Genomic DNA, 25680 nt, shown 5'->3' on the forward strand with positions numbered 1-25680 from the left:
AAAAAACATCCTATTAAATAATAAACGACAATCTCGAAGTTATTTGTGAACTTTTCGTGAATTTATTAGGATTTATCTGTGTTTCAGAAGGCGGTGCAAAATGAAATATTCTCTCCTCTATTTCTATCAGACTGTGAAAGAAAGATCAAGCACTCTAAATCTGTAAACTTTGTGAACTAACATATCATTTTTTTGTGAACTTTGGTCATTATGAATTGCAACAGAACACGCATTTGGCTTAAACTTGAGAGCATGTGAGGTTTTTCATTTAGATCAGAAGTTTTTTAGAGAAGGTGAAATAATTTGATGAAATTTGCTTTAAGGTTATTGAGCGTGATCACAACGTTTGTGATGCTGATCGTTTTGATTGGTGGTGCGCTTGTGACAAAAACCGGCTCGGGTCTTGGTTGCGGCAGACAGTGGCCCCTTTGCCACGGTCGTTTCTTCCCTGAAATGAACCCTGCTTCCATCATTGAATGGAGTCACCGCATGTCAACAGGGGTTTCAACCATTCTTGTCTTGGCACTGGCGGTCTTATGCTGGAAAAAGATTAGTCCAGTATTCCGTGAAACCAAATTTTTGGTCATCATGTCGATTATATTCTTACTGCTACAAGCACTGTTAGGGGCTCTTGCCGTCGTGTTTGGTTCCAACGCACTTGTCATGGCACTGCACTTTGGTATTTCACTCATTTCTTTTGCTTCAGTGCTATTGCTTGCGCTTCTTGTATTCGAGGCAACGCGATCTGAAACAAAGCTAGTGAAGCCGCTTCATATCGGCAAAAAAATGCAGTTTCATATTTATGGTTTGATCACTTATACGTATATCGTGGTGTACACGGGTGCTTATGTAAGGCATACAAAATCAAGCCTTGCTTGCTCTGTTTTCCCGTTTTGTTCAAAAGACGGTGCACTTCCAGCGTACTTCAATCAGTGGGTGCAAATGTCTCACAGAGCAGCAGCACTTCTTTTATTCGTCTGGATATTTGTTGCGATGTTCCATGCCATGAAACATTATAAAGAACAAAAGCAGCTGTATTATGGATGGATCATTTCAGCCATTCTCATTACACTTCAAGCGATCTCAGGTGTGATGTCTGTGTATTCCCAGCTCGCACTAGGCTATGCGCTGGCTCATTCATTCTTTATTTCCTGTTTGTTTGGAGTACTCTGTTACTTCTGCCTACTCATTGCCCGGTTTAAATATGAAAACAAAGAGCCATTCAAATAAGAATTTGTATCCCCCTTCCATATAGACTGGGGGATTTGTTTTATTGTTGTTTTGCTTCTTCAAATAGCGAAATGGCTTTTTTGCGTCTTTCCTGGTGGTCTACCGTCGGAAGCGGATATGTATCACCTAGCACACATCCCGATTTCAATTGCTCATCAATCGGCATTTTACTTGGTTCATGAATCCATTTTTCATCGACATGTTCTAGCTCTGGTACATATTTTCTAATAAATTCCCCGCTTGGGTCAAATCGCTTTGACTGAGTGATCGGGTTGAAAATACGGAAGTACGGCACCGCATCTGTTCCGACGGAGGCTGCCCATTGAAATCCTCCGATATTTGACGCTTCATCATAATCCACAAGTTTTTTTGCAAAATACGCTTCGCCTTTTCTCCAATCAATCAAATAATCCTTTGTTAAAAATGAGGCTGTAACCATTCGCAAGCGGTTATGCATCCAGCCCTCCTCATTTAATTGTCTCATCCCTGCATCAACGAGCGGAAAGCCTGTTTCTCCTTTACACCAAGCTTCAAACAGCATCTCATCTTCATTCCATTTCATCCCTTGAAACGTTGAATTGATTTCTTTTTCTTTCATCTCAGGATAATGCGCATAAATCATATGGTAAAAATCACGCCAAGCCAGCTCTTTGATAAAGGTCTCTCTGCCCTCGTCTTCATAGAGTGCTTCTTCATATATCGCATGAAAGATCGTTCGAATCGAAATAGTGCCTGTTTTTAAGAACCGCGACAGCTTGCTCGTGCCAAAAACAGACGGAATATCTCGTTTCTCATGGTAACGCGTTAATCTTTTTTGAATAAATTGCTGCAGCGTGTTCATCGCTTTCTCTGTGCCAATTTGATCAAACTTCCTTGAGCAGCCCTTTATCAAGTCTCGTAGTTTCTCATTTCCTCTTTGTGAAAGTAACTCATCACAAATCATATGCCCACTGCTGAAAAATGATTTGTCAACTTTTATCACAGGCTGCTTCTCCTGCTTACGCCATGATTGATAGTATGGGGTAAACACTTGATATGGTGAACCATCTGCTTTTAAAATATCTTGCGCCCCGTGAAGGTGTGTATCTTGCCACGTTGATACATGAATGCCCTTCTTTTCTAAAAAATCGGTTACTTGCTTGTCACGCCTTCGGCCAATACCCACTTCATCTTCATTAAAAAAGACGGCGTTGATGTTATACACATCCATAACCTGCTGAAAGGCGCGCAGGACATCATCATGGAGAAGGTGAACATACACTTGAGATTTTCTTGCTTCCTTGACGAAATACGCCAAGTTTTGAAAGAAATGTTCGTTATTTAAATCCATTTTCATTTCAGTAAAAAATGGATCTAAATGATAAAGAGCCAATAATTTGTACTCATGTTTTTTTGCATATGTGATCGCTTTAGATAAAGCGATATGATCATCCAATCGCATATCTCGGCGAAACCAAATCACGACAATTTCCAACTTTCTTCACCTCACTCTATAGTGTAATCACTCTTGCAGACTGCTGCACATTTTAATGCGCTCAAAAAAAGACACATCACGTTGGATGTGTCTCACTTATTATTCGGGCTTTAACACAATGAGCAGATCTCCGGTTTGAATCGGTTCTCCATTTGTCACATGTATTTCATCTACAACCGCAGTGAATGGGGCTTGTACAGTCGTCTCCATTTTCATGGCTTCATTGATCATCAAATGCTCACCTTGCGAGATTTTCTGCCCTTTTTCCACGAGCACTTTGATGACAGTGCCTGGCATTGAAGCGGCAATGTGATTTGGATTTGAGCGGTCCGCCTTCATTTTTTCTTGAACGGATGATTTGATGCTTTCATCCTTAATCACGACTTCACGCGGCTGTCCATTTAGCTCAAAATAAAGAACTCTTGTCGCGTCTGGATTCGGTTCTCCAATTGACACGAGTTTCACAATGAGTGTTTTTCCTTTTTCGATTTCTACCTCGATTTCTTCACCAAGCCTCATCCCATAGAAAAATGTTGGTGTGTCAAGAACCGAGATGTCCCCGTAGCTTTCAGCTGTTTGGACAAATTCTGAAAAGACTTTCGGGTATAAGGCATACGCAATCGCATCTTGCTCTGTCAGCGTCAGGTCATGAGATTCTTTGAACTGCTGCTGAATAGCTTCAAAATCAACTAGCTTCAGCTTCTCACCAGGTCTGACAGTAAGCGGTTCTTCTCCTTTTAAAATGAGCTTTTGCAATTTTTCAGGGAATCCGCCATGCGGCTGACCTAAATATCCTTTAAATAGTTCCACAACAGAATCCGGGAAGTCTAAAGTTGCTCCTTTTTCATAGACATCTTCCTCTGTTAAATCATTTTGCACCATATAAAGTGCCATATCTCCGACTACTTTAGAAGAAGGTGTCACCTTCACAATATCACCAAACATGTCATTTACACGTCTGTACATTTCTTTTACTTCGTTCCAGCGGTCACCAAGTCCGACACCTTTCGCCTGCTGCTGCAAGTTACTATACTGTCCGCCAGGCATTTCATGCTCATAAATTTCTGTATGAGGTGAATTCATGCCACTTTCGAATTCACGATAGTATTTTCTGACAGAATCCCAGTATTGAGAAAGATGTTCGACAGATTGGACATTCATATCTGGCTTTCTTTCATGCCCATCTAAAGCATAGTACAGTGAGCTTGCGCTTGGCTGTGATGTGAGTCCTGCCATAGAACTAACGGCCACATCGACAATATCAACACCTGCATCAATTGCCCTTGCATAGGTGAACAGTCCATTTCCACTCGTATCATGTGTATGAAGATGGATAGGGATTGTGAGCTCGTCTTTTAAAGCAGAGACTAACTCATAAGCTGCCTGCGGCTTTAATAATCCCGCCATATCTTTAATACCTAAAATATGCGCTCCGGCAGATTCAAGCTCTTTCGCAAGAGATACATAGTACTTAAGATCATATTTCGGACGAGATGGATCGAGAATGTCCCCTGTATAACAAATAGCTGCCTCTGCCACTTTGCCTGATTCACGAACAGAATCAATGGCAAGAGTCATGCCTTTCACCCAGTTTAAGCTATCGAAAATACGGAACACGTCAATGCCTGCCTCGGCAGATTCTTTTACAAATGCTTTAATCACATTATCCGCATAGTTTGTATATCCAACAGCGTTTGATGATCTTAAAAGCATTTGGAACAACGTGTTTGGCACTTCTTGGCGAAGCTCTTTTAATCGCTGCCAAGGATCTTCTTTCAAGAAACGATACGCAACATCAAATGTAGCACCGCCCCACATTTCCATACTAAACAGCTCTGGCCATAAACCTGCTGTAGGCTGGGCCACTTTCTTTAAATCATGCGTTCTCAAGCGAGTCGCAAGCAACGACTGATGCGCATCCCTAAAGGTTGTATCTGTTAGAAGAACGTTCTTTTGTTCTTTTACCCAATTGGCTAGGCCCTCAGGTCCATGGGCATCTAACAATTGTTTAGTCCCAGATGGAATTTCTCGCTTGAGAGGAAGCTTCGGTACAACAGGCTTGTCAAAATGAGGCTTCTTTTTCTCTGCAATGCCAGGGAATCCATTAATGGTCACGTTACCAATATAAGTCAGCATCTTCGTTCCACGGTCTTTTTGCTTAGGGAAATTAAATAGCTCTGGCGTTGAATCGATAAACGACGTATCGTATTCCCCTTTTAGAAATTTCTCATGCTTTGCCACGTTTTCAAGAAACGGAATGTTTGTTTTAATCCCGCGAATTCTAAATTCCTGTAAGTTTCGAACCATTTTGGCAGCAGCTTGGTCAAATGTGAGCGCCCATGTGGACAGCTTGACCAATAGTGAATCGTAATAAGGTGTAATGACTGCACCTTGAAAGCTGTTCCCTGTATCAAGTCGTACACCAAATCCTCCGCCTGAACGGTAGGCCATAATTTTTCCTGTGTCTGGCATAAAATCATTTAAAGGATCTTCTGTTGTAACCCTTGATTGAATAGCAAAACCATGTGTGAAAATATCTTCTTGCTTTGGTATACCAACTTCCTTGCTGTGAAGGTCATGACCTTTCGCGACAAGAATTTGGGTTTGAACGATATCGACACCAGTGATCATTTCAGTGATCGTGTGTTCTACCTGTACTCTTGGATTGACTTCAATAAAATAAAACTCTCCATTTGCAACAAGGAATTCTACAGTTCCTGCATTGATATAAGAGACATTCCGAGCCAGCTGAACTGCCGCTTCGCAAATGTCTTCACGCAATTGATCTGTAAGAGACACACTTGGCGCCACTTCAATGACTTTTTGATGTCGCCTTTGAACAGAGCAGTCACGCTCATATAAATGAATGATATTGCCGTGATTGTCACCAATCACCTGCACCTCAATGTGTTTCGGATTTTCAATCAGTTTTTCAACGTATACTTCGTCATTTCCAAAAGCCGCTTTTGCCTCTGACTTCGCACGATCATAGGCTTCCTTCAGCTCCTCTTTCGTTCTGACAATCCGCATACCCCGGCCGCCGCCGCCTAGTGAAGCTTTAATAATAAACGGATAACCGTATTCTTCACCGAATTTTTCGACTTCTTTGACCGAATCAACTGGTCCGTCACTTCCTGGAATGACTGGAATTCCCGCTTTTTTCGCTTCTTCTCTTGCCTTTACTTTATCTCCAAACATATCTAAATGCTGAGAAGTTGGACCGATAAATTGAATGCCTTCCTCTTCGCATCGTCTTGCAAAATGAATATTTTCAGATAAAAATCCGTAACCTGGATGGATTGCATCCACGTCATTTCGTTTTGCAATTTCGATGATCCCCTCGATATCAAGGTAGGCATCAATCGGTTTTTTTCCTTCTCCAACTAGATATGCTTCATCTGCTTTATAGCGATGATAAGAGCCCGAGTCTTCTTTGGAATAAATGGCTACTGTACGTAAATTGAGCTCCGTACAGGCCCTGAAGACTCTGATAGCAATTTCCCCTCTGTTTGCAACTAGAACCTTTTGAATTGTTCTCTGTGACATTTCTCACTCCTCCATATCCCTTAAAATTTTATATGTACTCTATAATAAAGGAAGAAATGAAAACTGTACACTTTTGTTTTCTAAAGATTCAAAGTTTTCTGCATTCCATTTTTTTGAACTAATGGTTTGCTCATTGATTTTTTCTTTTTGTAACGCTCTTTATATTCAGTAAACATGCTGATATTCAGCAATATTCCCATACAACCACTCAGTAAAATAATAGACGATCCCCCGTAGCTAATAAACGGAAGCGTGACCCCAGTAATCGGAATCAGACCTGAAACACCGCCTAAATTAATGCATGTTTGGATGGCAATCATGGAGGAAATTCCTATTGCAAGCAAACTTCCAAATGGATCTTCACACTTTCTTGCAATATAAAAACCTTTCACGACGATGAAGCCAAGGAGAGCGAGTACAAAAAATACACCGAAAAAGCCAAGCTCTTCTGAAATGATTGCCATGATAAAATCTGTGTGTGGCTCTGGAAGATATCCGTACTTTTGAACGCTTTCTCCTAATCCAAGTCCAAAAAAACCACCTGATCCAATGGCGTAATAGGAATTAATCAATTGGTGTCCCGTAGCCCCTGCATCTTTAAAAGGATCTTGGAAACTCTCAAAACGCCCAAGACGATTTTGCGTGAAAATTTTATCCCAAAAAAGAATAATAAATGGGGTCACGACGACCATCACGGCACTAAATAGCGCCAGCAGCTTCGCAAGTGTTTTCCCGCTAAACCCTGAACATAAAATCATCGCAAGCGCAATCATGCCAATGATAAAGGCTGTCCCATAGTCTGGCTGCAAAATGATAAATCCGCATAAGATCGAGACAATCACGATTGGAGGTGTGACTCCTCGTAAAATATGATCAATATAATGCTGCTTTTTTGCATACACAGCAGCAAGATAAATAATGACGACAATCTTCACAAATTCCGCTGGCTGAAGACTGAATGGACCTACTTTAATCCAGCTTCTTGCGTTCCCTGCAATATGACCGCCAAAGTACACATAGATGAGGGAAAAAACGGATAGCAGCAGCATACCGATTTGAAATTTCTTATTTGAAAACAACTGATATGGAACGAGTGCCGTAAAGAGCAAAATGACCGCTCCAACGATCATAAATAAAAGCTGTTTCTTAAAAAAATTATCTGGTGCAGCATCGTATCTAATCACAGATGTAATCATACTTGAGCTATACACCATGACCAAACCGAATGCGCTAATTAAAATAATGGCGAACAATAATGAGTAGTCATACGATTTTAGCATTCTCTTTAACATATAATCCTCTTCCTAACGTCTGTTTCTACTGCTTGATATCCTCTTAGCTGTTTTTATTCTACTACATTTTCTCCGTTTGATCTCGTTTTACCTCTTTTATATTGTTCGTCATTCATGAAAGAATCAAGTCCGTTTGACATGAATCAATGAAAAAATAGAGGACAAAAAAACTCAAACTTATGTTCAAGAAGTTTGAGTTTTCAATCATTATTTTTTTGTGAACGCATCATGAAGTGCGGAAAGCTCTCTCTCAAGTTTATCGAGTAGTTTCTTACCTTCATGTTGATCAACTAATCCAAGCCGGACAGCGAAATCAATTTCTCTCGATAATCCGAACATTTGAGTATCTAAAACCTCTTCATAAAGAGGACATTGCGGCATCGTTAAGTTGTCCATTTGCACTTGGATCAATTTTAAAATTTTATCTGCATCCAATTTTAATAAAGCCAGTGCTTTTTGCCGATGATCGACTAAAATTTCTGACGCCAAAAGTATCCCTCCGTTCCCCAGGCGAGTACCTAATTCTTCTATTTATCATAAAGCGAAACGCCCAAAATTGCAAGCAGATTTGTACAGTTCGCTTTGTAAAAATAAAAAGAAGCCTTCCTTCATTAAAAGATACTCATCTCGTATTTTTCACTCATCAGCTCAAGCAGCTTAATCCCAGCAATACTATTCCCTTTTTCATCCAGAGCCGGACCGAAGATACCGATTCCAAAATCATATGGTGCAGCTCCCATAATCCCACCTGAGACACCGCTTTTTGCAGGAATTCCGATGTTAATGGCAAATTCTCCGCTCGCATTGTACATGCCGCACGTCACCATAAAGGTTTTACAAATTCTAGCGACATCTTTCGAAAGAATTTGCTTTCCCGTTTCTGGATGCCTGCCGTCTAATGAAAAAACACAAGCAATTTTCGCCAAATCCAAGCTGTTCATCATGATGGCACATTGTTTCGTATAGACGTCCATGACTTCTTCTACGTTCCCTCTAATAATATGATATTGCTTCATATAATAGCACATCGCCCGGTTAATCATCGATGTCTCAAATTCGGACGCAGCGGTTTCCTTGCAGTATGTAATGCTTTTGTCATTTGCAAGCTCTCTAATAAAGCTAAGCAACCGGCCCAGCTGAGCTTCTGGGGTCGCTCCCCTGATTAAACTTGTGACGGCGAGCGCCCCTGCATTAATCATTGGATTCAGCGGTTTATTCGGGCTGGCTGTTTCCAGTTTGATCATTGAATTAAACGGGTCTCCTGTTGGTTCTTGTCCAACAAATTGAAAAACTTTTTTTGGCCCTTCTTCTGAGAGCACAAGCGCCAGTGCTAATACTTTTGAAATACTTTGAAGCGTAAATCGTTTATCTACATCTCCAGCGGAGTGGCACGTATTACTTACATGATACACAGCCACAGATAAATCCGTCTGATCCGCTTTGCCGAGAGCAGGAATATAGGATGCTACTTGACCATCTTTGGCCACTTTTTTTGCTTCTTCTACAAATCGCTGAAGCTCTTCATTGTCGCGACATGCCATGCCTCATACACTCCCTATCTTTCATGTACGATTAGTGTGTACAAGGTGTAGCCTGTTTATGAAAGTGACAAATTGAACGAAAACTTCTATAATTTATGTTGGAAAGGGGTTGTCTACATGAGCATCATTCAAATCAAGGGGAACGTACAGTACAAGATCACCATTGATCCAAGTGTATGGATTTTTGATGACCGCAAATTTTTAATGGATTCTTTTTTTGAAAATGCAGCAAGTGAAGAGAAGCAGCTAGATCAGGAGCTTGACCAAGAGCGGGTGATAAGAGAAGGTCAAACACTTCCACCTACGTTAAAAACAGAGAAAAAGTACGAGAAGGAAAGACTCGTCACTGGCAGCTTCGGTATGAAGCTTGGCGATATGCTAAAAAATGCTGAGCCGCTTGAACATGCGGATACATGCGAATTTGTCACAGAAACTGGTACAATTGCTGTCCCTCTTTCTCAGGCAATGGAAAGCATTGCTCATTTCAGCCAACATGGTAAGCCAATCACAGAAGAAGGACCGATCCATGTCTATTTCGCGGATCAGTCCAACCTCACTCAGCCGATAAAAGGTGTCAAAGAGCTGATCATTACATAAGTCAAAGGGTCTGGACTATAGCAAATCAGCGGCAAGCTGTGCAAGTCCAGACCTTTCTCCTTTGACAAGCTTGACATGTCCAGATATTTGCTGCCCTTTGAACCGCTCGATGACATACGTAAGCCCATTATTTAAACTGTCTAAATAAGGGTGATCAATCTGCTCTGGATCTCCCATCAGCACAATTTTACTTCCCTCTCCGACTCGCGTTAATAATGTTTTCACCTCGTGCTTTGTTAAATTCTGCGCCTCATCAATGATAATAAATTGATCAGGGATGCTTCTTCCCCGAATATACGTCAATGCTTCGACTTGAATAGATCCAATTCCCGCCAAAATCGCATCAAGCTCACCCGGCTTTTTTGTATTAAATAAAAACTCTAGGTTGTCATAGATCGGCTGCATCCATGGTCTGAGCTTTTCTTCCTTTTCTCCTGGCAAGTACCCTATATCTTTCCCAACAGGCACGATGGAGCGCGCCACAATTAACTTTTTAAACATACCGAGGTCCTCTGTCTGCATTAACCCGGCAGCAAGTGCAAGCAATGTTTTACCAGTCCCTGCTTTTCCAATCAGTGTCACGAGCGGAATGTCACGACGCAAAAGCAACTCGAGTGCCATCGTCTGCTGGACATTCTTTGGACGGATTCCCCAAATATGCTCTTGATCATAAACGAGACGTTTAACATGCTCTGCCTTTTGATCAAGCATTCCTAAAGCAGAACCGCCTTCATTTCCCTTCATGATGACAAATTGATGAGGGTTGAATGGTGCACTTGTGACCTCTTTTATTGGTAATTGATTTTGCTTATAAAATGTATTCAATTGCTCAGTCGGAATGTAGAGCTCATGATAGCCATTATCGATGTCTTCATTTTGCAATACACGGTCACTTAAGAAGTCTTCTGCTTGAAGCCCTATAGCGTCCGCCTTTACCCGTACTAGCACATCCTTGCTGACCAAAATAACAGGCCGTCCATGAGGCTTTGTTTCTTCCTCTAAGCTTAAATTTTTCGCGACTGCCAATATTCGATTATCATTCGTTTTTTCAATAAAAATTTCTTGAAGCTCATGAAAAGAGCGGTGATTCAGTTCAATGCGCAGTGTCCCTTTTGACTCTAGTGTAATTTTTTCATGCAGTTTCCCTTTCGATCTTAAACCGTCGATTAGGCGTGAGACGCGCCGGGCATTTTGTCCAACCTCGTCCATATATCTCTTTTTTGAGTCTACTTCTTCTAACACAACGGCTGGTATGACGACTTCGTTGTCTTCAAATGAAAAGATTGAATTCGGATCCTGTAATAACACATTTGTGTCTAATACATAAATTTTACTCAGGTCCTTCGCCTCCTGATCGGGGTTTCATTCATCCTTGTCTTTCCCAAAACGATTGTTAAAATATATGTTTTCATGAATAAAGTTAGAAGGTTAATTCAACAATAAAATAAATCATGCAGTTTGTGAAGGAGGGAATACAGATGCGACTATTTTTGACATTATTCATGGTTCAAGCCATCATGCTGTTAGGCGCTTGCCAGCAGCAGGAAAAGAGTGAGGCACTGGACAAGCAAGATGGACGCCAGCACGTAGTAAGAGTGTCAGATTCCACTAAGAAAAAGACCAATCAAGCTAGGTCATCCACAGATGTCGCGCAGCATCTTGTCAAAGTAACAGAGCACGTAGCAGATGTTAATGATGCAACGGCAGTCGTCATCGGCCGCTATGCCGTTGTTGGTATTGATGTAAAAGATGATTTAGATAGAAGCAAAGTAGAAACCATTAAATATTCAGTTGCAAAAGCGCTGAAAAATGATCCAGAAGGTGCGAATGCTGTTGTGGTCGCTGATCCAGATACAGTCAGCCGGTTAAAAGAAATGGGTAAAGAAATACAAGCAGGCCGCCCTGTCAGTGGGATTATGGATGAACTAGCCGCCATTGTCGGCCGCGTAATGCCAGAGATGCCAAGAAATGAAATTGATCGCCGCGAAACAGATCCTACAAATGAACCGAATGATCAGCTCAAACAAAATGATCAAAAGAGGTTAGACGAACATCAAAACGATCAATCAAACCATCATATGAATCAGAAGAAATAAAGAGAACGGCTTATATCTCCTGTGATATAAGCCGTTTTCTACGCTGATTTTAAGTAGCTGGAAAACATGCTATAATATATGCAATAAGTGAGGTGAAAAGGATGAGAGTGAAGTGCTCATTATGTGAGAAGCTTGAAACCATTGATGATGATACACTCGTTGCTAAACGGTTAAGAAATCGACCGATTCATACATATATGTGCGATGACTGTCAGGAACGTATTAAAGTAAAGACAGAAGCACGCATCAAGACTGGCAGATTCTCTCTTTATCAAGATCCTGCGACAAAAGAGAATAAGAAGAAAAAAGGAAAAAAAGAACAAAAGACGTAAAAAAAGACCTGACACGAGTTCAGGTCTTTTTTTACGTATTCACTGTTCCTTCTTTTTTCGCACGATGCAGCCTGATTTTATAAATAATCAAAATGGCAGCTGCCACGACTAGCCCTTCCGCTACCGGCAGGAAGATTCCTAGAAATGTGAGAAACGTGCAACCAAAAATCAAAAACAAGTAAATCACGAGTGCTTTTAAAATCGGTAAACGTCTAGCAAAGCCGAGCTTAAAAACAATAATCGCTAAAACAAGGATGGTGCCATATAGGAGCCACATCCCTGTTTGCGGATTTTCATCGACACGAAACAGCATCGCGAAAAAGGATAGATTTTCACTTACTTCCTGTTCATTCAAAAAGATTCCCTCCCCTTATCTTTCAGGGTTCTATCTTTTTAATTCTTCATGGAATTACGATAATCCTGCTAGCTTTTTCTTCTTCGCTGCTTTCTCACGTTCGTTTTTATCTAAAATTTTCTTTCTTAAACGAATTGATTCAGGTGTAACCTCACAGTATTCGTCCTCATTCAAGTACTCAAGAGATTCCTCAAGTGACATAATACGTGGTTTTTTCATGCTCACCGTTTGATCTTTCGTCGCTGAACGCACGTTTGTTTGTTGTTTCATACGACTTACGTTGACAACAAGATCGTTCTCACGGTTATGCTCACCAACAATCATTCCTTGGTATACTTCAACACCCGGCTCAACAAAAATCACACCGCGCTCTTCAACGCCTTGGATTCCGTAAGCAGTCGCTTTACCTGTTTCCATTGAAACAAGTACACCTTGACGACGTCCGCCGACTTGACCAGATTGCATTGGCTGGTAGCTGTCAAACGTATGGTTCAAAATACCAAAACCACGAGTTAATGAAAGAAATTCAGTTGTATATCCGATTAAACCACGTGATGGCACTGTAAAGATCAGGCGAACTTGACCATTACCATTATTGATCATGTCAATCATTTCACCTTTTCGTGCGCCCATTGATTCCATGATAGAGCCAGTGTGCTCTTCTGGTACATCAATTTGAACGCGTTCAACAGGCTCACATCGAACACCGTCAACTTCTTTTACAATAACTTCTGGCTTCGATACTTGTAATTCAAATCCTTCACGTCTCATATTCTCAATAAGAATGGATAAGTGAAGCTCTCCGCGTCCAGATACAACCCAAGCATCAGGCGAATCAGTTGGATCAACACGAAGACTAACGTCTGTTTGAAGCTGCTGCTCTAGGCGCTCTTCAATTTTACGTGATGTTACATATTTTCCTTCACGGCCTGCAAATGGGCTGTTGTTCACAACAAACGTCATTTGAAGAGTTGGCTCATCAATACGAAGGATTGGCAGAGCCTCTTGGTGTTCAACAGGACAAACCGTTTCACCTACGTTAATGTCTTCCATTCCAGATACTGCAACAAGATCTCCTGCTTTCGCTTCGTTGATTTCCACTCGTTTTAACCCTTGGAAACCAAAAATCTTCGTCACACGGAATTGTTTCACACTGCCGTCCACTTTCATTAAGGCTACTTGCTGTCCTACTTGCATTGTTCCTCTAAATACACGACCGATCCCAATTCTTCCAACATAATCATTGTAATCAAGTAGCGCCACTTGGAATTGAAGCGGCTCTTCATGGTTATCAACTGGGCAAGGGATATGGTTAACAATGGCTTCAAACAAAGATTCCATGTTTTCATCTTGCTTGCTTGCATCGTTACTTGCTGTACCATTGATTGCTGATGCATAGACAACTGGGAATTCAAGCTGTTCTTCTGTCGCATCCAATTCAATGAACAAGTCAATTACTTCATCGACTACTTCAGCCGGACGAGCAAAGTCGCGGTCAATTTTATTGACAACAACAATTGGTGTTAAGTTTTGCTCAAGTGCCTTTTTCAGCACAAAGCGTGTTTGAGGCATACAGCCTTCATAAGCATCCACAACGAGAAGTACACCATCTACCATTTTCATGATACGCTCAACCTCACCACCGAAATCGGCGTGTCCTGGTGTATCTAAAATATTAATGCGTGTATCTTTATAATGGATCGCAGTATTTTTAGCTAAAATCGTAATACCGCGCTCTCGCTCTAAATCATTTGAATCCATGGCTCTCTCAGCGATATTTTCATTCGCACGGAAAGTACCAGCTTGATGGAGCAATTGGTCAACAAGCGTCGTTTTACCATGGTCAACGTGGGCAATAATTGCGATGTTGCGAAGATCTTTTCGAAGTTTCACATTTTCATCTCCTAAAATAATTAGATAACTTTCATATTATATCACAATCCCCTTTAAATGCCGATCGTTTTTCTGTAAACTTATATTAACTCTAAAAAAAGGGATGGAGAAAAATGAAACAAATCAAATGGCTTCTATTATTATGTGCATTACTTGCGGTTGTCAGTATGGCGTTTATTGGGGTAACTCTTGCAGAAAAAAACGTGCTGGGTATTTGTCTAAGTATTGTGTTTGCCATGATTTTCATGGGTACAGGATTCACATTAAAAAGAAAATTAAACGTGCAATCATAAAATTTCTCAAAAGCCTTTTACATTCTATATGTAAAAGGCTTTTATTTTTGGTCAAAACAAGACCAACCACCTATGAAAAGGCGCGTATAAAGACAGAACATATCATTTAGACTTGGCAAAAGTAAGTCATCTGAACCTCTCCATTTTTCGACAATAACGTTTATAGTTCTCCAAAATCAAACATAAAGTTACAATTTTCCTATTCTTCCACAAAGTTTCTCGTGATATGCTGTTCTTGCAACAAAATTTAACAGAAAAGGGAGAGAAAAGAAGCATGAAGAAGATTTTGAGCAAATCGCTCAGCTCTGTTGTATTTTTCGCTTTAGCTATTATTCTTACTTTCACAACAGTAGCTCCTGGGCAAGCAAGTGCTGCAACTTTCAAAGGGATTCCTTTTGAGCAGCAACAAGTCATTAAAGAATTATTGGAGAAAAACGAGCGTGTCATCAACATTCTCATCAACTCATTTGTTGAGGAAGACAACAACTACACATTTGATGTGAAAAAAGCTGTTGAGCTCGGACTAACTGAAGAAGAAGCGGCGACTGCTGAGAAATTCTTAGATCGCGCTGCTGTTCTGACAATCGTTTTCAGTGAGAGCGTCACTAAAAACGAAAAAGGAAAATTAGTTTTTGATGCAGCGAAAGCTGTTGAACTTGGTCTTACAAAAGAAGAAGCAGCTAAATTTGAAAAGCTGTTTAAATCAGTGATCAGAATTGCTGATCTTGCTGGTGATGCACTTGTTTTAGACAAAAAAGGTAATGTTGTCATTGATTCAAAAATCGCAAAAGGTATTGGATTCAGCTCTACTGAATTACTTGTTTTCAACCAAATGCTGAAAAAAATTCCTCAAGAGCAATTAAAATCAGTCTATGATGCAATTCAAATTGCTAAAGAAAAATTAAGCTAAGCTCAGAACCCCCCCACCTGGTTTATCCAGATGGGGGTTTTTTATTTCAGCCAATAAAGAATGATCATCTAGCTTTTTCATATCGATAGCCAGTTGTGTTTTTTTAAAAATTCATCAAACACAAAAAATCACTTCATTCTCATGAAGTGATTTGGTTTATTTTTTATTTTCACTGCCTTTTATGTAATCGTGTAAAATTTTTTCACAAACGGATCGATTTCCAGCGACGATGCTGTTTTTGTCTAGGAACGTTAGGCGCTCTCCGTGTATATTTGAGTAGACTGCCCCTACTTCATCAAGCAGCACACAGCCTGCTGCATAATCCCACGGCGCAAGCCTTAACGTGACGTATGCGTCACTTCTGCCGCTTGCGATATAAGCGAGCTCCAAGGCAGCTGATCCAATCGTTCTCGTCCCTCTCACATCACGCACAAGTCGGGCGAACGGTTTCGCATCAAAATAAGGGCTTTCAATCGCCCAGGTCGGGTTAATGCCCACGATGGCTTTTTCAATCGCTACATCTTTTAATGGAGGAAGTAGGGTATCATTCATATAAGCCCCTTCTCCTTTGATCGCATGGTAAAGCTCGTCATGAATGACGTCATAAATGAGACCGATTTTCCCAATGCCATTTTCAAATATCCCGATTGAAATGGCAAAGTTTCGTTTTTGATGGACAAAGTTCATTGTGCCATCGATTGGATCAATGATCCACACGACCCCATCAAGTGAGGTCACCTCTTCCCCTTGTCCTTCTTCACCTAAAATATGATGATCTGAAAATGTCGATTGGATCTTTTCAATGAAAAAACGTTCTGTTTCTTTATCGATATTTGTGACAAGATCATTTGGATTTGATTTTGTTTCAATTGATAGACCATCCTGCATGGACGCTTTAATACGGCTTCCTGCTTCTTTTACCCAAAGCTTTGCAAGACGGTCAATTTCCACCCAGTTTGTCATCAGACTGTAAACCTCTTTTCTATGTAATACCTATTTGTAATAGCATACTGATATTATGTACGTAAAAGCAAGAAAAAAGCAGCTTCATACAAAAACGAACCGATGAATTGGTTCGTTTTTACCTCACCTTGTTCTACCCTTTAAGCTGCTCCCATTCTTTTCTTAGGCGCTCAAGCTTTCGTTTGCTGCGTTCGATTTGGATGTCATCTTTTTGCTCGATGGCTTCATGAAGCGTAGAAAGCTCATAGTCCACCTCTAATCTCCACACAGCGATGCGATTCTTCTTCTCCTGTCTATACCCCTGCTTCACGATTTGCTTCATTTGGTCAACGCCCCTTCCAGAGAATGATTCATTCCTTGTCAGTTTTCATTGATAAAAAATTCAATCGATAAGAGAATTGGTTCTTGCTTATATCGTATGAAGCGATCGCATAACCGCAACGACATTCTGAAAATTGTGTCTTTACCTATTTGTTATGTACCACAAAATCGTTGTTTTTAAACGCTGCCCTACTTCCTCTACAATCTTTGATCTGACGGTGCATCTTTTTTTGAGCTTAACCCAAGCTATGATAAAATATGATCAGCGAAAGAATACAGGAGGCATACGATGAGTGAAATGCGTTTTAGAGATGAAGATTTTGAGACATTTACAGTTGACGGTTTAGATGAACGAATGACGGTATTAAAAGAAAGAGTCCGTCCAAAGCTTGAAGCACTTGGAGAACACTTTGCACCACTTCTTTCTTCTATTACAGGTGACGAAATGTTTGTACACGTCGCAAAGCATGCTAGAAGATCAGTCAATCCGCCTAATGATACGTGGGTTGCTTTTGCAAACAGCAAGCGTGGGTATAAAAAACTCCCTCATTTTCAAATTGGGCTTTGGAAAACACATGTCTTTGTTTGGTTTGCTCTTATTTATGAATCTCCTGTAAAAGGCGAATATGGTCAGCTCTTCGAAAAAGAACTAGATACCATTCAGAAGAAAATACCACAAGATTTTGTTTGGTCTAAAGATCATATGAAACCAGATGTCATGCGTCACAGCGAACTCGATGCAGAACAGTTGAAAACACTGTTTGAACGTGTCCAAACGGTAAAGAAAGCCGAGCTTCTTTGCGGCATTCAGCTACCTAGAGAAGAAGTCGTTCAAATGAATAATGAAGAATTCTTATCAAAAATTGAAGATGCCTTCCGAACGGTGACATATCTATACCGCTTTACACAAAAACAATCTGTATAAAAAAACGAGCCCATACAGGCTCGTTTTTTCTTACATACGAATAATGGTAGACTCTTCTGCTTCTCTTGCCGTTTTCACTGTACGATAAGGAGAATACCCGCTTTCTTTTTCAAACGCTGCACAATGCGTCTTTTCTTCTGCTTTTGATGGCACAATCTCTTTAAAACGTTTATAAGTATCTAATAACTCCTGCTTCGGTATTCCTTTTTCATAGGCTTTTTCAACAGCTTGAAAAAACGAAATAACCGCAATCTTTTCCTCTGTCGTCCAGTCGACGTCCATTGGATATTGATATTCCATTTACTTGTCCCTCACTTTAACACTCATTTCTTATTTGAGCTTTTATTATAGCATCTGTTCGATCAGAAACCGATTGATTTTATGCTTTACATTCCGATCAGTTCATAATATAATTCTTTTGTTTTATGCAATGAAATCTGTCGTTATTGGCACAATAATAGCAGGTATTTCGATGAAGGTGGGAAAGCAATTGTCACAACATGATACACCCTTATACACTGGACTAAAAAAACATGCAGCAACCAATCCAGTTCAATTTCACATTCCAGGCCATAAAAAAGGAGCCGGAATGGACCCTGAATTTAGAGCATTCATTGGCGACAATGCATTAAGCATTGATCTCATTAATATAGAACCTCTTGATGATTTACACTCACCTCGAGGAATGATAAAAGAAGCACAAGATTTAGCTGCTGAAGCATTCGGTGCTGACCATACGTTTTTCTGTATTCAAGGAACAAGCGGCGCCATCATGACAATGGTGATGACCGTATGCGGACCTGGGGATAAAATTATCGTTCCGCGTAACGTCCATAAATCAATTATGTCCGCGATTGTATTTTCTGGCGCAGTTCCTGTTTTTATTCACCCAGAAATAGACAAAGAGCTTGGCATCTCTCACGGCATTACACCAGAATCAGCGAAAAAAGCACTCACAGAGCATCCAGATGCCAAAGGTCTACTTGTGATTAATCCGACGTATTTCGGCGTTTCAGCAGACTTAAAATCGATTGTAGACATTGCCCATTCATTTCATGTGCCTGTCCTTGTCGATGAGGCACACGGCGTGCATATTCATTTTCACGATAAGCTCCCACTATCAGCCATGCAAGCAGGTGCAGACATGGCAGCAACAAGTGTCCATAAACTTGGCGGTTCCCTTACTCAGAGCTCTATTTTAAATATGAAGGAAGGGCTTATCTCAAAAGATCGTGTGCAATCGATTTTGAGCATGTTGACGACAACGTCTACATCTTATTTGCTCTTGGCGTCACTTGATGTCGCTCGAAAGCGATTAGCCACTGAAGGAAAGGCACTTGCAGATGAAGCCATCCGTTTAGCGGAATCAGCGAGGAACCGTTTGAATCAAATTGATGGCATTACGTGTATTGGCAAGGAAATACTCGGTTCAGCTTCTACGTATGATTATGACCCAACAAAATTAATTATTTCAATTAAAGACCTTGGGCTCAATGGTCACGATGTCGAAAAATGGCTGAGAGAAAGCTACCGGATTGAAGTAGAGCTTTCTGACCTTTACAACATATTATGTATTGTGACCCCTGGTGATTCTGATGAAACAATCGATGCGCTGATCACGGCCATGAAAGACATTGCCGCAACCTCTACAAGTGAGAGCGGCACACAAGAGGTAACTGAAGTCTTGCTACCTGAGATTCCATCACTTGCCATGACGCCGCGTGATGCCTTTTACGCCACAACAGAAGTAGTTCCGTTTAAAGAAGCAGCGGGCCGCATCATCGCAGAGTTTGTCATGGTGTACCCGCCAGGCATACCTATTTTTATACCAGGAGAAATTATCACAGAAGAAAATATCTCCTATATCTTTAAAAACATTGAAATTGGTCTCCCTGTGCAAGGACCAGAAGATTCAACGCTGGAAATGATTCGTGTCATTAAAGAACAAAAACCAATTTTATAAAAAAGAAACATGCAGCCCCAAATGGAGCTGCATGCTTTTTTATTTATTCAGAGGCTTCATCACAGCAATGACAGTGACCACACGTTCCGTATAGTGTTGTCACTTTTTCATTTTCAAATTGATCAATGGTCTCATTGCAATCTTGACAAATAATTGTACCCACGTACATTCCCCTTTTCTTCATTCAATATTTGAAAGCGTTTAATCTATTTCACACTTCTATAATATGATGTCACATTTAAGTTGTCAACGGTTAATTGTATGACACATTTAATTATTTTTTATGAATATGTGCTATTTTCTCATCATATTGTGGGAACGTTTCAATTGTATTTTGCTTCATATCAATTCTGTAACAATTGGGTAACAATCGAAAATTGTCAAAAAGGACATGATACACTAGAGTGACTAACAGGTAACCAGCTCCTAAAAATGTTGGGACAACCCCAAAGGATTTTGAGGTGAATAGATTGAATTTTATGAGGACACTTCTCATTATATTCCCCATGCTCTTTGTACTTAGTTCATGCTCATTAGCGTATATCATACCGAATCAGACAGACCAAGTCAGTCATATTCAAAAACCAAGAATTCTCTTTTTTACAGATGCAGAAAATCTTGATAAAGAAAGTCCTTATTATGATGCAGTCCTCGATTTAAAGAATGAATACCCGAAAGAAATGTCAAAAATGATTGTGAAAGAAGATCTTAAAGGCTGGAAAAATGAAGTAGACGAATTGCCGGCTATTTTACTTGTAAATAATGAAAAAGTCATTGTGAAGGTTGAAGGAAATGTCAGTAGTAAAGAGGATATTTTATCGCCATTATGCCACGCTTTAGACCGCGTGAATACAAATTAATGACCTCTCCTTGCACTTATATATCCATATGAAAAGCCCCTCATGAAATGAGGGGTTTTTCTCATGCAGCGCTCAAAAAACCCCTCTCCATCAAGGAGAGGGGTTTAATAAGTTCATTATTTTACGATATGGATTGGGCTTCCGATTGCTACTTCAGCCGTTTCCATTGTAATTTCACCTAAAGTTGGGTGTGCGTGAATTGTCATTGCGATATCTTCAGCAGTCACTCCAGCTTCGATTGCAAGGCTAAGCTCTGAAATCATATCAGAAGCGCCAACACCTGCGATTTGTGCACCGATCACAAGACCATCCTCTTTACGAGTGATCATCTTCATGAAGCCATCAGTTGCATCAAGAGAAAGTGCACGTCCGTTTGCTGCGAATGGGAATTTCGCTGCAACGATGTCGATTCCTTCTTCTTTTGCTTCTGCTTCAGTGTATCCAACAGTTGCAAGTTCTGGCTCAGAGAATACAACAGCAGGAATACCAAGGTAATCAATTTCAGCTGGCTCTCCAGCGATTGCTTCAGCTGCAATTTTACCTTCGTAAGAAGCTTTGTGTGCAAGTGGTGGTCCATCAACGATGTCACCAATTGCATAGATGTTAGATACGCTTGTACGGCATTGTTTGTCTGTTTTGACAACTCCGCGGTCAGTTAATTCAACACCAACTTGCTCAAGACCAAGCTCATCTGTGTTTGGACGACGACCAACAGTCACAAGTACGTAATCAGCATCAACTGTTTTTTCTTCACCTTTTACTTCGAAAGTAACAGTGACACCATCAGATTTTTCTTCAACGCCTTTTGCAAGAGCGTTTGTATGGATTTCAACGTTTCCTTTTTTCTTCAGGTTACGTTTAACCAATGAGCTCATTTGCTTTTCGAAACCTGGAAGGATTTCGTCTCCACCTTCAAGAATGACAACTTCTGTTCCAAAGTTTGCATAAGCAGTACCAAGCTCAGTACCGATATATCCACCACCGATTACAACTAACTTCTTAGGTACTTCTTTAAGCGCCAAAGCACCAGTTGAGTTGATCACGCGGTCTGTGTATTTAAAAGTAGGCAATTCAATTGGCCGAGATCCAGTTGCAAGAATTGCATTTTTGAAAGTGTACGTCTGTGCTGAATTTTCATCCATTACACGTACAGAGTTGCTGTCTACGAAATAAGCTTCACCTTTAACGATGTCTACTTTATTTCCTTTAAGAAGACCTTGAACTCCACCTGTTAATTTGTTTACAACAGAAGCTTTCCACTCTTGAACTTTTGTGAAATCAACTGTTACGTTTTCAGCTTTGATACCCATGTCTTCAGAATGCTTAGCATTTTCGAAACGATGGCCAGCATTGATTAATGCTTTTGAAGGAATACAACCAACGTTTAGACATACACCGCCAAGTGTTCCTTTTTCAACGATTGTTACTTTTTGTCCAAGCTGTGCAGCACGAATAGCAGCTACATATCCACCAGGACCTGCACCGATGACAAGAGTATCTGTTTCGATTGGGAAATCTCCTACTACCATGACATTACGCCTCCATTAAAATTAATTGTGGATCATTCAATAAACGCTTGATGTGGTTAAGGGCATTTTGCGCAGTAGCTCCGTCGATCATACGGTGGTCAAAGCTTAGGGAAAGAGCTAAGACTGGAGCTGCAACGATTTCGCCATCACGAACAACCGCTTTTTCAGCGATACGGCCAATACCAAGGATCGCTACTTCTGGGTGGTTGATAACTGGAGTAAACCATTGTCCACCAGCAGAACCGATGTTTGTGATTGTGCAAGATGCACCTTTCATTTCAGCTGGAGCCAATTTACCATCACGTGCTTTTGTTGCAAGCTCGTTGATTTCGTTAGATACTTCGAAAATTGCTTTGCGATCTGCATTTTTCACAACTGGAACAAGCAAGCCTTTTTCAGTATCAGCTGCAATTCCGATGTTGTAGTAATGTTTTTGAACAACTTCATCTGTTTTATCATCGATAGAAGTGTTAAGTACTGGGTACTTTTTCAAAGCAGAAGTAAGAGCTTTTACAACGTAAGGCAAGTAAGTTAACTTGATTCCTTGATCAGCTGCAACTTGTTTGAATTGTTTACGATGAGCAACAAGGTTCGTTACATCCACTTCATCCATTAATGTTACGTGAGGAGCTGTATGCTTAGAGTTCACCATTGCTTTCGCGATCGCTTTGCGGATTCCGCTCATTTTCTCGCGAGTTTCTGGGAATTCTCCTTCAAGAACTGGAGCTGCTGCTGCCGCTTTAGGAGCTGCTTCTTCTTTTGCACTTTCAGCTGCTTGAGGCGCTGCTTCTTGAGTTGCAGAACCACCATTAACGAAGCTGTCGATATCTTCTTTTAACACACGTCCGTTTTTACCAGAACCTGCAACTTTGTAAATTTCAATGCCTTTTTCGCGGGCATATTTACGTACAGATGGCATAGCGATAACGCGTTTGTTTGGATCAGCATCTACTTGCTCTTGTGCGCCTGCACCAGTTGCTGCTGCCGCTTCTTCTTGTGCTACTTCTTTCTTCTCTGGCTCGTTACCAGCTTCAGCAGTACCTTGTACCTGAGCTTCAGTTTTTGCTTCGCCTTCTTCTTCGCTGCCTTTAAATTGAAGATTTTCGTAACCAGGTGCATCAAACGTAATGATTGTTTGTCCTACAGTTGCAACTGTTCCCTCTTCAACTTTTAATTCTAATACTTTTCCTTTAACAGGTGAAGGAATTTCTACAACTGCTTTATCGTTTTGTACCTCTGCTAAAACGTCATCTTCATTAATTTCGTCGTTTGGTTTTACAAACCACTTAACGATCTCACCTTCGTGGATACCTTCTCCGATGTCCGGAAGTTTAAATTCAAATGCCACTGTTTTTCGCCTCCTAGATTTTGTTGAATCCTTGTTGTGTATGTTTACACGGTCATGTAATTGATAAAGGGGAAGAGAAATAAATTCTTTTCCCCTCAGTCATTTAATTAAAATTCAAGAACTTTCTTAGCTGTTTCAAGCACGTCTTTATGGTTTGGAAGCCATACGCTCTCAGCTTGAGAGAAAGCAAATACAGTATCAGGTGCAGCTACACGAAGTACTGGTGCTTCTAGGCTAAGGATTGCTCTGTCATTGATTTCAGCTACTACGTTTGCAGCAATACCAGCTTGTTTTTGTGCTTCTTGAACAACGATCGCACGACCTGTTTTTTCAACAGAAGCGATAATTGTTTCAATATCAAGCGGGCTTACTGTACGAAGGTCGATTACTTCAGCAGAAACGCCTTCTTTTTCAAGTTCTTCAGCAGCTTTAAGTGATTCGTGAACCATTGCACCGTAAGTGATGATTGAAAGGTCAGAACCTTCACGTTTCACGTCAGCTTTACCGATTTCAATTGTGTACTCTTCTTCAGGAACTTCCTGACGGAAAGAGCGATACAGTTTCATATGCTCAAGGAATACAACCGGATCATTATCACGGATTGCAGAAATTAATAGTCCTTTTGCATCGTAAGGTGTTGAAGGAATGACCACCTTGATACCAGGCTGTTGAGCGATAAGACCTTCTAAGCTGTCAGCGTGAAGCTCAGGTGTGTGAACTCCCCCACCGAATGGAGAACGGATTGTCACTGGAGAATGCCAGCGTCCGCCAGAACGGTAACGCATACGAGCCATTTGTCCAGAAACAGAATCTAATACTTCGTAAACGAATCCGAAGAATTGAATTTCCATTACTGGGCGGAATTCTTGTAGTCCAAGGCCAATTGCAAGACCGCCAATACCAGATTCAGCAAGTGGTGTATCGAATACACGATCCTCACCAAACTCTTTTTGCAATCCTTCAGTCGCACGGAATACGCCGCCGTTTTTACCAACGTCTTCTCCGAAAACGAGAACGTTTTCGTCATTTTTCAGTTCTGTGCGTAACGCATCAGTGATCGCTTGAATCATTGTCATTTGCGCCATGGCTTACTTCGACTCCTTCTGTTTGTAAATTTCAAGCTGTTCAACTAAGTTGAATGGTTTCACATCGTACATGTTTTCAATCAAGTCAGTGACTTTTTGCTTAGGCTGTTCGTCAGCTTCTTTGATCGCTTGTTTGATTTGTTCTTTTGCATCTTCGATGACTTTATTCTCTTCTTCTTCAGACCATAGGCCTTTGTTTTCCAAGAATTTGCGGTAGCGTACTAATGGATCTTTTTGCTCCCACTCGTTTTCATCTTCTTTTGTACGATATCTTGTTGGATCGTCACCAGCCATTGTATGAGGGCCGTAACGGAATGTAAGAGTTTCAATTAATGTTGGACCTTCGCCATTAACAGCACGCTCACGAGCTTCAGCAGTTGCTGCATATACAGCTAATGCATCCATACCGTCAACTTGTACGCCTACGATACCAGCTGCAGCCGCTTTTTGTGCAATTGTTTGCGCAGCAGATTGCTTCTCAACAGGAGTAGAGATCGCATATCTGTTGTTTTGGACAACAAAAATCGCTGGCGCTTTGTAAGCCCCTGCAAAGTTGATACCTTCGTAGAAATCACCTTGTGAAGCTCCGCCATCACCAGTGTAAGTGATTGCAACAGCATTTTTACCGCGCTTTTTCAAACCAAGAGCTACACCAGCAGCTTGAATGATTTGTGCACCGATAATGATTTGTGGTGAAAGTGCATATACATCTTCAGGCATTTGGTTACCAACAAAGTGTCCACGAGAGAACAAGAACGCTTTTGTTAATGGAAGGCCATGCCAGATTAATTGTGGTACATCACGATATCCTGGAAGAATGAAATCTTCTTTCTCAAGTGCAAAGTGAGTTGCAAGCTGAGAAGCCTCTTGTCCAGCTGTTGGCGCATAGAAGCCAAGACGTCCTTGACGGTTCAATGAAATTGAACGTTGATCTAATACTCGTGTAAACACCATACGGCGCATTAATTCTTTTAATTGGTCATCTGAGAGATCCGGCATTGCCGCTTCGTTTACGACTTCGCCTTTTTCGTTTAAAATTTGAAACGTTTCAAACTGCTTTTTGATGGCATCAAATTGCTTTTTGCTATCAACAATTGCTTTTTTTGTTTTTGCAGCCATTCTAAAGT

The 25680-nt window shown here is 40.8% G+C and carries 25 protein-coding genes; 9 read left to right on the top strand and 16 right to left on the bottom strand.

Annotated features, from left to right (window positions below; genetic code table 11):
• Positions 1 to 306: 306 nt before the first annotated feature.
• Positions 307 to 1230 (top strand): COX15/CtaA family protein, encoded by a 924-nt coding sequence (locus GPS65_RS09455; RefSeq protein ID WP_119124803.1) that lies wholly within the window; start codon positions 307 to 309, stop codon positions 1228 to 1230.
• A 40-nt stretch (positions 1231 to 1270) separates the two neighbouring features.
• Here GPS65_RS09455 and GPS65_RS09460 read toward each other — a convergent pair whose 3' ends face one another.
• The 5 genes from GPS65_RS09460 to glsA form a co-directional block, all read right to left on the bottom strand.
• Positions 1271 to 2704, bottom strand: a complete 1434-nt coding sequence (locus GPS65_RS09460; RefSeq protein WP_119124802.1) for a cryptochrome/photolyase family protein — start codon at positions 2702 to 2704, stop codon at positions 1271 to 1273.
• A 99-nt stretch (positions 2705 to 2803) separates the two neighbouring features.
• Complete coding sequence (pyc, locus tag GPS65_RS09465) at positions 2804 to 6250, bottom strand: pyruvate carboxylase (RefSeq protein WP_119124801.1); 3447 nt, start codon at positions 6248 to 6250, stop codon at positions 2804 to 2806.
• Between the two features lie 80 nt (positions 6251 to 6330).
• On the bottom strand, positions 6331 to 7542 hold the full coding sequence (gene ftsW / locus GPS65_RS09470; protein ID WP_119124800.1) for a putative lipid II flippase FtsW: 1212 nt from the start codon (positions 7540 to 7542) through the stop codon (positions 6331 to 6333).
• A gap of 207 nt (positions 7543 to 7749) precedes the next feature.
• Positions 7750 to 8031 (bottom strand): Fpa/YlaN family protein, encoded by a 282-nt coding sequence (locus GPS65_RS09475; RefSeq protein WP_003212509.1) that lies wholly within the window; start codon positions 8029 to 8031, stop codon positions 7750 to 7752.
• Positions 8032 to 8153: 122 nt separating this feature from the next.
• Entirely contained in the window at positions 8154 to 9083 is a 930-nt protein-coding gene (gene glsA / locus GPS65_RS09480; RefSeq protein ID WP_012009839.1) for a glutaminase A, read from the bottom strand.
• Between the two features lie 117 nt (positions 9084 to 9200).
• Here glsA and GPS65_RS09485 point away from each other — a divergent pair, with 117 nt between their 5' ends.
• On the top strand, positions 9201 to 9680 hold the full coding sequence (locus GPS65_RS09485) for a peptidyl-prolyl cis-trans isomerase (RefSeq protein ID WP_119124799.1): 480 nt from the start codon (positions 9201 to 9203) through the stop codon (positions 9678 to 9680).
• Between the two features lie 15 nt (positions 9681 to 9695).
• Here GPS65_RS09485 and GPS65_RS09490 read toward each other — a convergent pair whose 3' ends face one another.
• Entirely contained in the window at positions 9696 to 11018 is a 1323-nt protein-coding gene (locus GPS65_RS09490; RefSeq protein ID WP_034619937.1) for a PhoH family protein, read from the bottom strand.
• A 140-nt stretch (positions 11019 to 11158) separates the two neighbouring features.
• Between GPS65_RS09490 and GPS65_RS09495 the strand changes: the two genes are divergently transcribed.
• A complete protein-coding gene (locus tag GPS65_RS09495) occupies positions 11159 to 11776 on the top strand; it encodes a YhcN/YlaJ family sporulation lipoprotein (RefSeq protein WP_088001588.1) in 618 nt (205 codons plus the stop codon).
• A gap of 101 nt (positions 11777 to 11877) precedes the next feature.
• Positions 11878 to 12108, top strand: a complete 231-nt coding sequence (locus GPS65_RS09500) for a YlaI family protein (protein ID WP_088001590.1) — start codon at positions 11878 to 11880, stop codon at positions 12106 to 12108.
• 31 nt (positions 12109 to 12139) lie between these two features.
• Here GPS65_RS09500 and GPS65_RS09505 read toward each other — a convergent pair whose 3' ends face one another.
• On the bottom strand, positions 12140 to 12421 hold the full coding sequence (locus tag GPS65_RS09505) for a YlaH-like family protein (RefSeq protein ID WP_044334035.1): 282 nt from the start codon (positions 12419 to 12421) through the stop codon (positions 12140 to 12142).
• A 96-nt stretch (positions 12422 to 12517) separates the two neighbouring features.
• A complete protein-coding gene (gene typA / locus GPS65_RS09510) occupies positions 12518 to 14356 on the bottom strand; it encodes a translational GTPase TypA (RefSeq protein ID WP_012009833.1) in 1839 nt (612 codons plus the stop codon).
• A 113-nt stretch (positions 14357 to 14469) separates the two neighbouring features.
• Here typA and GPS65_RS09515 point away from each other — a divergent pair, with 113 nt between their 5' ends.
• Both GPS65_RS09515 and GPS65_RS09520 read left to right on the top strand, forming a co-directional pair.
• The gene (locus tag GPS65_RS09515) at positions 14470 to 14649 is read left to right on the top strand and encodes a DUF5325 family protein (protein ID WP_003211596.1); all 180 of its coding nucleotides are present in this window, start codon (positions 14470 to 14472) and stop codon (positions 14647 to 14649) included.
• Between the two features lie 274 nt (positions 14650 to 14923).
• Positions 14924 to 15559, top strand: coding sequence for a hypothetical protein (locus GPS65_RS09520; protein WP_012009832.1), 636 nt, complete (start codon positions 14924 to 14926; stop codon positions 15557 to 15559).
• A gap of 156 nt (positions 15560 to 15715) precedes the next feature.
• Here GPS65_RS09520 and GPS65_RS09525 read toward each other — a convergent pair whose 3' ends face one another.
• Together GPS65_RS09525 and GPS65_RS09530 are read right to left on the bottom strand one after the other, a co-directional pair.
• On the bottom strand, positions 15716 to 16522 hold the full coding sequence (locus tag GPS65_RS09525) for an inositol monophosphatase family protein (protein ID WP_012009831.1): 807 nt from the start codon (positions 16520 to 16522) through the stop codon (positions 15716 to 15718).
• A gap of 133 nt (positions 16523 to 16655) precedes the next feature.
• Positions 16656 to 16844, bottom strand: a complete 189-nt coding sequence (locus GPS65_RS09530) for a hypothetical protein (RefSeq protein ID WP_003211901.1) — start codon at positions 16842 to 16844, stop codon at positions 16656 to 16658.
• 288 nt (positions 16845 to 17132) lie between these two features.
• On the opposite strand from GPS65_RS09530, the gene GPS65_RS09535 reads away from it, so the two are divergent.
• Entirely contained in the window at positions 17133 to 17768 is a 636-nt protein-coding gene (locus tag GPS65_RS09535) for a DUF1054 domain-containing protein (protein ID WP_012009830.1), read from the top strand.
• 30 nt (positions 17769 to 17798) lie between these two features.
• Here the strand turns inward: GPS65_RS09535 and GPS65_RS09540 are convergent, their stop codons facing one another.
• On the bottom strand, positions 17799 to 18068 hold the full coding sequence (locus GPS65_RS09540; protein WP_012009829.1) for a UPF0223 family protein: 270 nt from the start codon (positions 18066 to 18068) through the stop codon (positions 17799 to 17801).
• A gap of 190 nt (positions 18069 to 18258) precedes the next feature.
• On the opposite strand from GPS65_RS09540, the gene GPS65_RS09545 reads away from it, so the two are divergent.
• Positions 18259 to 19731, top strand: coding sequence for an aminotransferase class I/II-fold pyridoxal phosphate-dependent enzyme (locus GPS65_RS09545; RefSeq protein WP_119184394.1), 1473 nt, complete (start codon positions 18259 to 18261; stop codon positions 19729 to 19731).
• 43 nt (positions 19732 to 19774) lie between these two features.
• Here GPS65_RS09545 and GPS65_RS09550 read toward each other — a convergent pair whose 3' ends face one another.
• Positions 19775 to 19894, bottom strand: a complete 120-nt coding sequence (locus tag GPS65_RS09550) for a GapA-binding peptide SR1P (protein WP_003212464.1) — start codon at positions 19892 to 19894, stop codon at positions 19775 to 19777.
• 316 nt (positions 19895 to 20210) lie between these two features.
• Between GPS65_RS09550 and GPS65_RS09555 the strand changes: the two genes are divergently transcribed.
• Complete coding sequence (locus GPS65_RS09555) at positions 20211 to 20591, top strand: hypothetical protein (RefSeq protein ID WP_224925233.1); 381 nt, start codon at positions 20211 to 20213, stop codon at positions 20589 to 20591.
• A gap of 116 nt (positions 20592 to 20707) precedes the next feature.
• Here GPS65_RS09555 and lpdA read toward each other — a convergent pair whose 3' ends face one another.
• The 4 genes from lpdA to pdhA form a co-directional block, all read right to left on the bottom strand.
• Positions 20708 to 22120: a dihydrolipoyl dehydrogenase gene (gene lpdA, locus GPS65_RS09560; RefSeq protein ID WP_003211097.1), complete on the bottom strand. Its 1413-nt coding sequence runs from the start codon at positions 22118 to 22120 to the stop codon at positions 20708 to 20710.
• A 4-nt stretch (positions 22121 to 22124) separates the two neighbouring features.
• Positions 22125 to 23468, bottom strand: coding sequence for a dihydrolipoamide acetyltransferase family protein (locus tag GPS65_RS09565; protein ID WP_088001598.1), 1344 nt, complete (start codon positions 23466 to 23468; stop codon positions 22125 to 22127).
• A gap of 107 nt (positions 23469 to 23575) precedes the next feature.
• Positions 23576 to 24553 carry a pyruvate dehydrogenase complex E1 component subunit beta gene (pdhB, locus tag GPS65_RS09570; protein ID WP_012009824.1) on the bottom strand — a complete coding sequence of 326 codons (978 nt, stop codon included), beginning with the start codon at positions 24551 to 24553 and terminating at the stop codon, positions 23576 to 23578.
• 3 nt (positions 24554 to 24556) lie between these two features.
• Positions 24557 to 25672 carry a pyruvate dehydrogenase (acetyl-transferring) E1 component subunit alpha gene (gene pdhA / locus GPS65_RS09575; protein WP_012009823.1) on the bottom strand — a complete coding sequence of 372 codons (1116 nt, stop codon included), beginning with the start codon at positions 25670 to 25672 and terminating at the stop codon, positions 24557 to 24559.
• Positions 25673 to 25680 lie beyond the last annotated feature (8 nt).

Source organism: Bacillus pumilus (genome assembly GCF_009937765.1).
Classification (GTDB): domain Bacteria; phylum Bacillota; class Bacilli; order Bacillales; family Bacillaceae; genus Bacillus; species Bacillus pumilus_O.